We start from the raw sequence: 12,854 nt of genomic DNA, 5'->3' as shown, positions 1-12,854 counted from the left end.
CGACGAGGGCAGACCAGAGGGGGCGAAGGTGCACTGTCCGTTCAGCGGATCACCCGCGATGACGCAGGCGACGGCAGCCGGTGTCGCAAGCAGCAACGCATTCGGTCCGGCGGACCCGGCGGATCTGTTCCACGGCTACGGGCACGACGGCAACGTCATCCGCATCGACGACGACCGGCTGCCCGACCGGGAGGGGCCGGGCCACCGGCACACGCTGGAGACGCTCGAGCGGTTGGCGCGGCGCATGACCTTTCTGCCGAACAAGATCTACCGGCAGCGGCACTGCGTCTACAAATCGGACGAGAACGTCAACATCCCGGCCGGCTACACCTACCTGGCGCAGCTCGTGGCCCACGACCTGGTCGCGCATGTGGCGCCGGTCCCCGATCCCGACCAGGTCGGGGTGCCGGAAGCCCGCAATTTCCGCACCCAGCGCCTGTTCCTGGAGACCATCTACGGCGGCGGCCCGCTGATCGAGCCGGGTCCCTACGCGGTGCCGGGCGAAGGCATGCAGCAGCGCACCCGACTGCGGCTGGGGCGGGTCGCGATCCCCGAGCAGGGCCGGGATCCGGGGCCCTGGTCGGAGACGCTGGTCGGCACCGATCATCCGGCGCGCGACATTCCGCGGACCCGGTGCCCGTTCGTCACCGAGCCGGTGCGGCCGGGCCTGACTGACGCGATGGTCGCCGACCCGCGCAACGACGACCACCTGATCATCTCGCAGCTCACCGCGCTGTTCCACGAGCTGCACAACATCGTCCTCGACCGCACGGCGCCGTCCGGGCCGGTCGCCGCCGGCGACCGCGACGGGCTGGCCTACCGGCACTTCATCGACACCCGCCGGATCGTCGCCCTGGTGTATCGCCGGATCGTGGTCCACGACCTGCTGCGACGGCTGCTCGACAAGGAGGTCTTCAGCGGACTGGAGACTGCCCTGATGGGGCTGTCGGTCGGGCAGCCGAGCCATCCGCTGTTCGGGGTCGCGCCGGATACCCGACGGGTGCCGGTCGAGTTCTCGCACGCGGTGTTCCGGTTCGCCCACTCGATGATCCGGCCGGACTACGTGCTCAACGATCAGCAGGCGGCGTCCGGCCGGCGTCCGCGGATCCTCGAGCTGCTCGACCGGTCGTCGGGGCGCAGCGCCCGGCTGACCCCGATCGCCGTCGACTGGCTGATCGACTGGAAGTACTTCTTCGAGACCGACGAGAACGTCAGGCCCAATCTCAGCCGCCGCATCGGTCCGGACGTCGGCGCCGGCACCATGGCGACCAGCATCTCCCTGTTCGGCGAGGATGCGGGCTCGCGGCACGGGATCTACTATCGGGACCTGGTGCGCGGCGTCGGGACCGGCCTCCGCTCGGTCGAGTCGCTGATCGCCAACCTGCCGGCCGGCGACAAGGTCAGGTCCAACCTGCTCCTGCTGCCGGACGTCCGGCGGCAGGAGATCAAGGAGTGGCTGGACGCCACCGGCTACGAGATCTTCGCCGGCGCCGACGAGATCGACGCCGTCGCCAAGAACCCGCCGCTCTATCTGTTCACCCTGTTCGAGGCGGCGCGCGACAAGTGCGGCGAGCGCCTCGGGACGCTCGGCTCGACCATCGTCGCCGGCGTCATGCTCTCGGCCCTGCGGCCGTTGTATCCGGTGCTCGAGGGCAGCGCGGCGGTCACCGGGGCCGCCGGCCGGGTGTTCGACGGCGACGTCCCGCAGACCATGCCGGAGCTGATCGCCTTCGTGGAGCAGGACCGCGTGCGGCGCGGCGAGCCGTCGGTATGACCGTCGCAACCGTTCACCGGCCGGACCGCGTCCGGACGGGTTGCCTGGGGAAGCATTCATCGCAAAAGGGGAAGGCCATGAACAGACGACACGACAGAGCCGACGATCAGCCGGAGGCCGCGGCGGCGCCCTCGGAGGAGTTCATCGAGCGTATCGAGATCCTGGACCGCCAGGCGTTCGGGCGCCGGGTCATGGAATGGTCGGAGGGCAAGGTGCCGGTCCCGAAGGACCTGGACGAGGCGGAACAGCAGCTCACCGGGATCCTGCGGTTCCCGCTGCCCAGCTACATCACGGCGCTGAACTTCATCCCGACCACCAAGGAGGTCTGGACCATCAAGCTGCCGCCGCCGGACATGCTGCAGGACACCCGCAACCGGATCGCCAGCCCGAAGCACGACTATCCGCTGGACCCGAACTACGGCAAGCGCGTCAACGGCGAGTTCCCGAACGACGCGGCGTTCTTCGAGTTCCGCGTCGGCGACTACACCTGCTCACTTTGTACCTGAGCGGGCGCGGCCGAGGACCGGTTGTGCGTCGCGGTCGACCGGGCGGGGCCCGGTGATCGCGGCGTGCAGCTGCCGGCCGAGGTCGTCGAGGACGCTCCGGTCGCGGATCGGGAAACAGTTCACCAGCCATTCGATCATCGCCGGCACGGTCGGATCGCCGTCGCCGCGCCAGTGCGAGGCGATCCGGTCCAGCAGGGGCCTGGCATGGGCGCTCGCCTCGGCGTGGCGGCCGAGGCGCCGGAGTGCTGCGACCTTCCAGCCGGCCATCACCAGCACTTCCTCCTCGGACTGGGTCGCGGCCTGCAGGCAGCCCTCGAAGTCGCTGCAGATATAGCGGACGCAGCCGACATAGGCCCAGACCATCGGGACCGGGGCGATCGCCAGCTCGATGGCCTTCTCCGACAGCGGCCGCGCCACCTCGGGTCGACCGCAGAACGCCAGCCCGCCGGCGGCGGAGGCGGTGGTCCAGGAGTCGTATTCGTTCAGTTCGCAGGCGAGCTTGAAGCCGAGCTCGGCGATCGAATGCTCGCCGTTCATCGCCTGCGACCACGCCAGGTGCAGCTGCGACCGGGAGTCCAGCGGGTCGATGTCGACGGCCTTCTTGGCCAGCGACAGCGCCTCGCGCTGCACCTCCTCGCTGCGGCGCATTCCCGGGAACACGAAGTGGTTGCTGTTGAGCACGCCGACGAGGCTGCTGTAGGCCATGGCGAACTGCGGCGAATCGTCGATGATCGACTTGAATATGTCGACCGCCCGCCAGCGCAGGTCGGGCGCCCATTTCAGCACGAAGGCGTGGCCGCGCAGCCAGCGATCGTAGAGGTCGAGCGAGATGTCCGGCTTCCCGGCGACCCGCTGCAGCCGCTCCTGCGAGATGTGGACGTTCAGCGAGAACGCGATCTTGCGGACCACCTTCTGCTGCGCCGTGAAGTAGTTGTCGAGCATCAGGACGAAGCGCTCGCTCCAGATCAGCACGCCGGTGGTCGGGTCCTTCAGTTCCATCACCAGGTAGACGTGGGCGTCGTCCTGGTAGAGCTGGCCGTGAACCAGATAGGTCGGGGCGCTGAACATCGGGGCGCTGATCTCGGGCCGCGAGTTCGACACGTCGACGATCGACCAGAACCGGAACCGGGTCAGCGTCGAGATCAGCTCCGACCGGAAGCCCAGGCACAGGTATTTTCGTTCGTCGGTGATGCTGTCGAGGTCGAAATGCCCGACCAGCAGGGTCAGGCGCGACTGGCTCCTTTGGTCCGGCTCGCCCGGTGCCGGGTCGCCGCGCCGAGGGTTGGCCACGTCGGAGTCCGCGGGGCGCCGGGCGTCGACCGCCTCGACCTCGCCGAGCTTGATCGCCGCCACCAGTTCCTGGGTCGGCTCCGACGGCTCGACGTCGTACTCGCTGTCGAGCAGCTCGTAGAGCCGGTTGTAGACCGCGAGCGCCGCCGCGGTGTCGCCGGCCCGGGCGCGTACGCGCATCAGGTGCCGGCAGGCGCCCTCGTGGGTCGGATCCATGAGCAGCAGGGCCTCGGCCGCCAGCCTGCCGGTCCCCGCGTCGGTCGGGGCGACCTCGTTGAGCGTCGCCTCGAGTCCGCGCGCCAGCTTCTGCCCCAGCTTCTCGCGCTGGACGATCAGCCAGTTCCGCAGCGACGGATCGACGTCGTCATACTCCGCGAGCAGCGACTCGGCGATTCGTTCCTGATCGACCATCGCCGCCGGTACGCTGCCGTCCTCGACCGCGGCGGTCACCTCGGCGAGGTCGAGGCTGACGGATCCCGGCCGCAGATGGACCTCGCTGCGGCCGGCCTCGAAACCGTCGAATCCGATGTCCTGGAAGCTCTGGCGCAGCGCCCGCAGGACCTGCCGGAGCGACGCCCGGGCCTTTTCCTCGGAGGACTCGCTCCACAGCAGGCCGACCAGATGCTCGCGGCTGGCGACGCCGTTCGGGGTGCAGGCCAGATAACCCACCAGCGCCTTGGCCTTGCGGCTGGAGAGTTCGACCGGACGGCCCGCATTTCTGACCGTCAGCCCGCCGAGAACCTCTATCCTCAGGCGGGAACTTTGATCCGGGGCGGTATCACGCCGGGACGGCATCGCATCTCTGTCCAGGATCTGCCGCACCCTGCCCCCGCCTGCTGGTGCATCACACATTGAGTGTATGCGCGGCCGCGTATATCAATCAACATAGGTGCACTCCTCTACAGAAGCTCGATTCCGCCGAGGCCCGGTCCGCCGCCGCTGCGCTCGATCTGGCGGGCCAGCCGCGGTCCGGTGACGGTTCCGGGCATCGGCTGCAGGTCGGCGGATATCGCCCGGAACGCCGGAATTCCGAGCGCCTCGCGGGTCAGGTCGAGGCCGTGGACGTGCACGCCATGCCCGGCGAGATGCAGGACCAGCGCCTCGGCCACGGCCGCGGCGGGCGCCCGGGGCGCCTGCCAGAACCGGTCCGCCGGCGGCATCGCCGCATCCTCGAGCAGGATCGGGCAGCCGGCCGCGTCGAAGCCGTGGCACCGTCTCAGATGGGCGTGGTCGGCGGCGTCGAGGGCGGCCTCGCCCTGCTGGGCGCGCTTGAGATGGACCAGGTGGATGACGATTTCCATCTGGCACATCTCGAGGGCGGCGGCGCGGACCGCGTCGGCCGGGTCCGCCCGGGCGGCGAAGCCGCAGGCCAGCCCGGACCCGTCGGGCGCGCAGGATACCGACACGACGACCGGCACCGCCAGATCGGTGGTGACGTCCAGCAGCCAGTGCCGGCGACCGGTGCGCCCGCGCCGGAGCCGGTCCATCAGGCCGGCGATGCCGGCAGCCTCGGCGGTCTCGCCCGAAACCCGGCGCGGCCGGCGGCCGCCCAGCCACCACAGCGCCACCGCGTCGCGCTCGACGAGTTCCAGCACCCCGTGCAGCCGCGCCTCGGCCGGCGTCGCGCCGACCGCGCAGCCGGAGCCGAGCTTGATGCGGACGGCCGGGGCGGTCGGCCCGCCTCCCGGTTCGGCCCGGCCGGGCTCCCGGTAGCACAGGGCGGCCGGCAGCCAGGTCGCGGCGCCATCGTGCAGTCGCCGGGCCGGTGCCCAGGCGAGCGGCGGCACGGCCGCGGCCTCGGGGTAGCCGGCGAAGGCCAGGAGTCGCGCCGTTCCGGTGTCGTCCGCGGGCAGCGACGGCGGCCGGGCGTCGACCGCCAGGACTTCGTCGCCCCAGGCCTGCTGCGACAGGTATTCCGCGGCCTCGCCCAGGCAGCCGAGGGTGGCGGCCAGCGGAGTCGTCCCCTTGCCGGTCGCGCTGGCGGCGGCGCCGGTCCGGCCGGCGATGAAGGCCGCGGGGTCGATGCCGGCGCCGACCAGGCACAGCCCGGGAGCCGTGGGGTGCGGCAGCTGGAACAGGCGGGGCAGGCGGTGCGCGATGGCGAGCATTGCCGCGACCGCCGCGGCGGGCCCCGCCGGCCCGTTCGCGGCGAGCCGGTCGCGCTCCTGCTGGAGCGCCGCCAGAAGATGCTCCGGCAATCCGGCCGGCCCGTCCGCCGTCAAACCCAGCCCTCCCCGCCTGCAGTCATGCCTGCGGCCGAGGGTAGGGCGGGCAGCCGGGAATGGCCAGCCGGCGGCCGGATCGCGCCCGGTTCAGGGGGCCGAAACGACACCGGGCCCGAAGCGCATCGCCTCGGGCCCGGTGGGTATTTGGTGGAGCCAAGGAGGATCGAACTCCTGACCTCTACAATGCCATTGTAGCGCTCTCCCAGCTGAGCTATGGCCCCGAAAACTGGGTGCCCCGGTCTGCCCGGGACGCCCGCAGTAGGTAGCGGGTCCGCCCTGGGTGATCAAGGGGTTTGTGGGTGTGGCGTGACGCCGCCCCCGAAACCGGATTCAGGTCTCCTTCTCGTCCGGCTCGTCGTCGTCGTCATCGTCGCCGATCGGCGGCAATTCGTCGTCGTCGTCGTCGATGACAACCTCGGCGTCGTCCTCGTCGTCGTCATCGTCGTCCACGGCCGGCAGGCCCTTGACGGGCTTCTCGGTCTCGTCGGCTTCCTCGATGACATCGTCGAGGACCTCCTCCTCGTCGAGCTCCTCGACGTCGTCGTCCTCTTCCTCGTCCTCTTCCTCGTCATCGACCTCTTCGGGGTCGACCACGGCCTTTTCCTTGCGCGGCTTCGGCTTGACGTCGTCCGCCGGCAGCGGACGCGCGCGCCGGCTCTTCAGAACCGCCTCGGAATCGAACGTGGCGCCGCAACTCGGGCACACGATCGGGCTGCGCAGAAAGTCGTAGTAGCGAGCCCCGCATGATTGGCAGAGACGCTTGATGCCCCATTCCGGCTTTACCACCGTCGTCGCTCCGCGTCTGTCGGACGAAACCACCCCTCCGCAAAATCACCCGTGGGGCGGCGTGGCGCGGCAATATCCACGTTCCCCAACCCATGTCAAAGGCAAATTTCCCAAAACCCCTGGGGACGGCGGCTTATATCGCTTCCGCCGGCTCGCGGTTCCGGATGGAGCATGCTAAGACGCCGCGGTTTCAGAGCAGGCCGGCGCACCGGCCGGGAGGATCCGATGCCGACACCGTTGCTGTCCCGCCGCGCCCGCCCGCTGACCGGCACGGTGCGGGTGCCCGGCGACAAGTCGATTTCCCACCGCTCGCTGATCTTCGGCGGGCTGGCGGTCGGCGAGACCACGATCGAGGGGTTGCTGGAGGGCGAGGACGTGCTGGCGACCGCGGCCGCCATGCGGGCCTTCGGCTGCCAGGTCGAGCGCGGCGGCGACGGGGTCTGGCGGCTGCACGGTCGCGGCGTGTCCGGCCTCGACGAGCCGGCCGACGTGATCGACTGCGGCAACGCCGGCACCGGGGCCCGCCTGCTGATGGGAGTCGCCGGCCAGCAGCCGATCACCACCTTCTTCACCGGCGACGCCTCGCTTCGGCGTCGGCCGATGGGCCGGGTGATGACGCCGTTGACCCGGATGGGCGTGCGCTTCGCCACCCGCGAGGGCGGCCGGCTGCCGGGGGCGGTGATCGGTCCCGAGGTGCTGGTGCCGATCGAGTACACCCTGCCGGTGGCGTCCGCCCAGGTGAAGTCGGCGATCCTGCTGGCCGGGCTGGGGGCGGCCGGCGAGACCACGGTGATCGAGCCGAAGCCGACCCGCGACCACACCGAGACCATGCTGCGGCATTTCGGCGCCGAGGTCCGGGTGGAGATCCTGGGCGGCGGCGGTCGGCGGGTCACGCTGGTCGGCCAGCCGGAACTGACCGGCCGGCCGGTAGTGGTCCCGGCCGATCCGTCGTCGGCGGCGTTCCCGGCGGTGGCGGCCCTGCTGGTCGAGGGTTCGGAGATCACCCTGCCGGGCGTCGGGACCAATCCGCTGCGGTTCGGGCTGTTCGAGACGCTCCTGGAGATGGGCGCCGACATCACCCTGACGAACCCGCGCACCGAGGCCGGCGAGCCGGTCGCCGACCTGGTGGTCCGGGCCAGCCGCCTGAAGGGCATCGAGGTGCCGCCGGAACGTGCGCCGTCGATGATCGACGAGTACCCGATCCTGGCGGTCGCGGCGTCGCTGGCCGAGGGCACGACGGTGATGCGCGGGCTCGAGGAACTGCGGGTCAAGGAGAGCGACCGGCTCGGCGCCATGGCGGGCGGCCTCGCCGCCTGCGGGGTCCGGGTCGAGGTCGAGGGCGACGACCTGATCGTGCACGGCGGCGGCAACGGGGTGGCCGGCGGCGCCACCATCCCGGTCGACCTGGACCACCGCATCGCCATGGCGTTCCTGGTGCTCGGCATGGTGTCCGACGAGGGCCTGGCGATCGACGACGCCGCCGCCATCGCGACCTCGTTCCCGGGCTTCGCCGACCTGATGAACGGTGCCGGGGCGGCGATCGCGCCCGGCACGGAGGTGGCGGCTTGATCGTCGCGATCGACGGGCCGGCCGGCGCCGGCAAGGGCACCCTGGCGAAGGCCCTGGCCGACCGCCTCGGGCTGCGGCACCTGGATACCGGCGGGCTGTACCGGGCGACCGCCCTGCAGGTCCTGCGCGCCGGCGGCGACCCGGCCGACCCGGCGACCGCCGAGCGGGCGGCGCGCAGCCTGGATATCGCCCTGCTCGACTCCCCGGACCTGCGGACCGCCGAGGTCGGGAACGCCGCCTCGGTGGTGGCGGCGGTGCCGGCGGTGCGGCAGGCGCTGCTGGACTTCCAGCGGGCGTTCGCCGCCACCCCGCCGGGGGCGGTGCTGGACGGCCGCGACGTTGGGACGGTGGTGCTGCCGGACGCGCCGGTGAAGCTCTACATCGTCGCTTCCGCGGCCGAGCGCGCGCGCCGGCGCCACGAGGAGTTGCTTGCCAGGGGCGAGGCCAGTATATACGAGCGCGTTCGCGTCGAGATCGAGGCGCGGGATGCACGTGATGCGGGACGGGCCGTGGCGCCGATGCGCAAGGCCGAAGACGCGGTCGAGATCGACACTACCGATCTGACCCCGGACCAGGTCCTCGACCGTGCCCTCGCGGCGATCGACGCGCGATCGTGAAGCATAGCCGACCGCGGCATGGGGCCCGGCCGGTCAGTCAACCACCAACCCGGCGGCCGCGGACTTCGGCCGACGCCCGGGACGGAGACCCGGGCCGCCCGAGACAGGATCGGGCCTTGTCGATCCCAGTTCGAGCCGCCGAGCCGACGGACGCGCCCAGCGCGGCCGTCCTACGCGTTGAGGAGAATTCATGGCTAAAGCAGCCGTTTCCGAAGACTTCGAGGCCCTTCTCGAGGAGTCCTTCGGCCAGGTGCCGTCGATCGAGGGCAGCGTGGTCAAGGGTGTCATCATCGGCATCGAGAACGATTTCGCGCTGATCGACGTCGGCCTCAAGTCCGAAGGCCGGGTCGCGCTGAAGGAGTTCCTGTCGCCCGGCCAGAAGTCGGAACTGAAGGCGGGCGACGTCGTCGAGGTCTATGTCGAGCGTCTCGAGGACCGCAACGGCGAGGCGATGCTGAGCCGCGACAAGGCCCGCCGCGAGGAGGCCTGGGCGCAGCTCGAGAACGCGTTCAACGGCAACGAGCGCGTGACCGGCATCATCTTCAGCCGCGTCAAGGGCGGCTTCACCGTCGACCTGTCCGGCGCGGTGGCGTTCCTGCCGGGCTCGCAGGTCGACATCCGGCCGGTGCGCGACATCGGCCCGCTGCTCGGCACCCCGCAGCCGTTCCAGATCCTCAAGATGGATCGTCGTCGCGGCAACATCGTGGTGTCGCGTCGCGCGGTCCTCGAGGAGAGCCGTGCGGAGGCCCGCTCCGAGCTGGTCGCCTCGCTGAAGGAAGGCATGATCCTGTCGGGCGTGGTCAAGAACATCACCGACTACGGTGCGTTCGTGGATCTCGGCGGCGTCGACGGCCTGCTGCACGTCACCGATATCGCGTGGCGCCGCATCAACCACCCGACCGAGGCCCTGCAGATCGGCCAGACCGTGAAGGTGCAGGTCATCCGCTTCAACCCGGAGACCCAGCGCATCTCGCTCGGCATGAAGCAGCTCGAGGCGGATCCGTGGGAGGGCGTCGACGTCAAGTACCCGGTCGGCACCAAGTTCACCGGCCGCGTGACCAACATCACCGACTACGGCGCCTTCGTGGAGCTGGAGCCGGGGATCGAGGGCCTGGTGCACGTCTCCGAGATGAGCTGGACCAAGAAGAACGTCCATCCGGGCAAGATCGTCTCCACCTCCCAGGAGGTCGAGGTGATGATCCTGGACGTCGATCCGAACAAGCGCCGGATCTCGCTCGGCCTCAAGCAGTGCATGGGCAATCCGTGGGACGAGTTCGCGGAGAAGTACCCGGCCGGCACCGAGCTCGAGGGCGAGGTCAAGAACATCACCGAGTTCGGCCTGTTCGTCGGCCTGCCCGGCGAGATCGACGGGATGGTTCACCTCTCCGACATCGACTGGGAGACCCCGGGCGAAGAGGCGATCCAGAACTTCAAGAAGGGCGACATGGTCAAGACCAAGGTCTTGGACGTGGACACCGAGAAGGAGCGGATCTCGCTCGGCATCAAGCAGCTGTCCAGCGATCCGTTCGCGGCCGGTGCCGCCGGCCTCAAGAAGGGCGGCGTGGTGACCACCACGGTCACCCAGATCACCGAGGGCGGCATCGAGGTGGCGCTCAGCGACGGCATGACCGGCTTCATCCGCAAGTCGGACCTGGCGCGCGACCGGTCGGACCAGCGGCCGGAGCGTTTCGCGGTCGGTGAGAAGGTCGACGCCAAGGTCACCAACATCGACAACAAGACCCGCAAGGTCTCGCTCTCGATCAAGGCCCGCGAAGTCGCCGAGGAGAAGCAGGCGATGGCCGAGTTCGGCTCGTCCGACAGCGGCGCCAGCCTGGGCGACATCCTGGGTGCGGCGCTCCGCCAGCGCCAGGAGAAGGACCGCCAGGGCGACTGATTCCAGTCGTTCCGGGAGTTCGGACGGGCCGTTCGCCACAGGCGGGCGGCCCGTTTCGATTCATAAACTGCAATCTTCTGCGAAAAACGGTTCTATTAGAGATACTTACGCTTGACGCGGTGTTTCGTCGCTGGCACTCTTCAAGACGGGGCGGGTTAGTGCACCTCCGACAGGGCGCCAGCCGCTCCGCGACTCGGAATCGCGGAGGTTCGCGATCATGACGAAGTCCGAATTGATCGCACGGCTGGCGGAAGCCAACCCGCACCTGTTTCAGCGGGACGTCGAGCGAATAGTGTCGACGATCTTCGACGAGATTTCCAATGCCCTGGCGCGTGGCGATCGGGTGGAACTGCGCGGGTTCGGCGCGTTTTCCGTCAAGAAGCGTGACGCCAGGGTCGGCCGAAACCCCCGTACCGGGGAGGCGGTGAAGGTGGACTCCAAGTTCGTCCCCTTCTTCAAGACCGGCAAGCTGCTGCGCGACAAGCTGAACACCTGATCCTTCGTGGCCCCGGCTTTCGCGGGGGCACCTCAGGATGAGGAGCCATCACGGCTGACCACCATACGCTCCTCATCCTGAGGCGCCCTTCGCGTCAGCGAAGGGCCCCGAAGGGCGGCGTCGATCGCTTCGCGTACCATGCGGGCCGCCCAACTCGCCCGCGCCCGCGGCAGCGAGGCGAAGCCGATCAGCAGGCCGTTGCGCCGCGCGGTTCCCCGATAGAAGCCCGACAGCGGCGCCGGCGACACGCCGCGCGCCCGCGCCGCGCCGACCACCGCGACGTCGGACGGGCCGGCCTCCAGGTCGACCGTCAGGTTGATGCCGGTTTCCGGCCGCTCGACCCGGGCCCGGGCCCCGAGCGCGCCCTCCAGGGCGTCGGCCAGGGCGTCGCGCCGGTCGCGGTACAGGGTGCGCATGCGGCGCAGGTGCCCGGCCATGTGGCCGTCGTCAAGGAAGCGCGCCAGGATCACCTGGGCGTCCAGCGCCGGTTGCCGGTCGAAATGCCCGCGCAGCCGCACCAGCGGCTCGGCCAGCGGGCCGGGCGCGGCGACAAAGCCGATGCGCAGGGCCGGCGCCAGCGCCTTGGAGACGGTGCCGACGTAGAGCACCCGGCCGGCGCCGTCGAGCGCCTTCAGCGGCGGCACCGGCTTGCCGCCGTAGCGGAACTCGCCGTCATAGTCGTCCTCCAGCACCCAGGGCCCGCCGTCGCCCGCCGCCGACCCGCCGCCCGCCGACCCGCCGGCCCAGTCGACCAGCGCGCGGCGGCGGCCGAGCGACAGGGTGACGCCGAGCGGGAAGTGATGGGTCGGGGTGACGGTCACCAGCCGGGCGTTCGGGGCCCGGCGCCGGGCCGCCGCGACGTCCAGTCCCTCGCCGTCGACCGGTACCGGCACCAGCTTGGCCCCGGTCGCCGCCATCGGCCCGCGCAGGCCGGGATAGCAGGGCTCCTCCAGCACCACCGGGTCGCCCGGGTCGAGCAGGGCGCGGGCCACAAGGTCGATGGCCTGCTGGGCGCCGGAGGTGACGATGATGGCGTCGGGATCGAGCGACAGCCCGCGGAACGCCCCGAGATAGCGCGCCAGCGCCTGGCGCAGCATCGGGTGCCCGGCCGGGTCGCCGTAGCCGAAGTCGGTGGCCGGGGTCTCGCGCCAGAACCGGCCGGCCAGCCTTGCCCATATCCGGCCGGGAAACGCGTCGAGCCCGGGCCGGCCGGGCTGCAGCGGCTCCGGGATCGCGCCGGCGCCGGCGCCGGCGGTGCCGACCCGCTCGGCCAGCATGATGCGCGCCGCCGCGGCCAGCCGCACCGGCGGCGGCGCCACCGGGGCGGCCCGGGTCGCCGCCGGCACCGTCGGCGTCAGGTCCGGCAGGTCGCGCGCCACCCGGGTGCCGCCGCCGCGCCGGCCCTCGACATAGCCCTCGGCGGCCAGTCGCTCATAGGCCAGGCTGACGGTGTTGCGGGCCACCGTCATCTGCTCGGCCAGGCTGCGGGTCGACGGCAGCCGGGCACCGGGGCCGAGGCGGCCGTCGGCGATCGCCCGGCGGAAGAACCCGGCGATCTGCTCCTGCATCGGCGTGGTCTCGGCACGGTCGACCTGGAACACGCTCCAGACCGGCAAGGCGTCCGCCATATCTTGGCCCCATATCCAAATCGACTTTGGTACTCATGATACGACCAAATCGAGCGTAAGCGAACCCGC

General features: G+C 70.8%; 10 protein-coding genes and 1 tRNA gene. 6 read left to right on the top strand and 5 right to left on the bottom strand.

Annotation, left to right across the window (positions count from 1 at the left end; translation table 11 throughout):
* The first annotated feature begins 58 nt into the window (after window positions 1–58).
* Complete coding sequence (locus RIC31_RS08295; RefSeq protein ID WP_350105066.1) at window positions 59–1,774, top strand: peroxidase family protein; 1,716 nt, start codon at window positions 59–61, stop codon at window positions 1,772–1,774.
* A gap of 77 nt (window positions 1,775–1,851) precedes the next feature.
* On the top strand, window positions 1,852–2,280 hold the full coding sequence (locus RIC31_RS08290) for a hypothetical protein (protein WP_350105064.1): 429 nt from the start codon (window positions 1,852–1,854) through the stop codon (window positions 2,278–2,280).
* On the opposite strand, the gene RIC31_RS08285 is transcribed toward RIC31_RS08290, so the two are convergent.
* The 4 genes from RIC31_RS08285 to RIC31_RS08270 all read right to left on the bottom strand — a co-directional run bounded on the left by RIC31_RS08285 (window position 2,266) and on the right by RIC31_RS08270 (window position 6,581).
* Window positions 2,266–4,365 carry a BTAD domain-containing putative transcriptional regulator gene (locus RIC31_RS08285; protein WP_350105062.1) on the bottom strand — a complete coding sequence of 700 codons (2,100 nt, stop codon included), beginning with the start codon at window positions 4,363–4,365 and terminating at the stop codon, window positions 2,266–2,268. The genes RIC31_RS08290 and RIC31_RS08285 overlap by 15 nt on opposite strands.
* Before the next feature lie 104 nt (window positions 4,366–4,469).
* Window positions 4,470–5,792 carry a YcaO-like family protein gene (locus RIC31_RS08280; protein ID WP_350105060.1) on the bottom strand — a complete coding sequence of 441 codons (1,323 nt, stop codon included), beginning with the start codon at window positions 5,790–5,792 and terminating at the stop codon, window positions 4,470–4,472.
* A gap of 148 nt (window positions 5,793–5,940) precedes the next feature.
* A tRNA-Ala gene (locus RIC31_RS08275) sits at window positions 5,941–6,016 on the bottom strand.
* 109 nt (window positions 6,017–6,125) lie between these two features.
* Window positions 6,126–6,581, bottom strand: coding sequence for a TIGR02300 family protein (locus tag RIC31_RS08270; protein ID WP_350105058.1), 456 nt, complete (start codon window positions 6,579–6,581; stop codon window positions 6,126–6,128).
* A 225-nt stretch (window positions 6,582–6,806) separates the two neighbouring features.
* Between RIC31_RS08270 and aroA the strand changes: the two genes are divergently transcribed.
* The 4 genes from aroA (at window position 6,807) to ihfB (ending at window position 11,157) form a co-directional block, all read left to right on the top strand.
* On the top strand, window positions 6,807–8,150 hold the full coding sequence (gene aroA, locus RIC31_RS08265; RefSeq protein ID WP_350105056.1) for a 3-phosphoshikimate 1-carboxyvinyltransferase: 1,344 nt from the start codon (window positions 6,807–6,809) through the stop codon (window positions 8,148–8,150).
* Window positions 8,147–8,767: a (d)CMP kinase gene (gene cmk, locus RIC31_RS08260; RefSeq protein WP_350105054.1), complete on the top strand. Its 621-nt coding sequence runs from the start codon at window positions 8,147–8,149 to the stop codon at window positions 8,765–8,767. Before aroA ends, cmk begins: the two co-directional genes overlap by 4 nt.
* A 190-nt stretch (window positions 8,768–8,957) precedes the next feature.
* A complete protein-coding gene (gene rpsA / locus RIC31_RS08255; RefSeq protein WP_350105052.1) occupies window positions 8,958–10,661 on the top strand; it encodes a 30S ribosomal protein S1 in 1,704 nt (567 codons plus the stop codon).
* A gap of 217 nt (window positions 10,662–10,878) precedes the next feature.
* Entirely contained in the window at window positions 10,879–11,157 is a 279-nt protein-coding gene (gene ihfB / locus RIC31_RS08250; RefSeq protein WP_350105049.1) for an integration host factor subunit beta, read from the top strand.
* 32 nt (window positions 11,158–11,189) lie between these two features.
* Here ihfB and pdxR read toward each other — a convergent pair whose 3' ends face one another.
* Window positions 11,190–12,785 (bottom strand): MocR-like pyridoxine biosynthesis transcription factor PdxR, encoded by a 1,596-nt coding sequence (gene pdxR, locus RIC31_RS08245; RefSeq protein ID WP_350105046.1) that lies wholly within the window; start codon window positions 12,783–12,785, stop codon window positions 11,190–11,192.
* Window positions 12,786–12,854 lie beyond the last annotated feature (69 nt).

It is taken from the genome of Thalassobaculum sp. (genome assembly GCF_040219615.1).
Taxonomy (GTDB): Bacteria; Pseudomonadota; Alphaproteobacteria; order Thalassobaculales; family Thalassobaculaceae; genus Thalassobaculum_A.
This window is presented reverse-complemented; position numbering and strand designations above follow the sequence as displayed.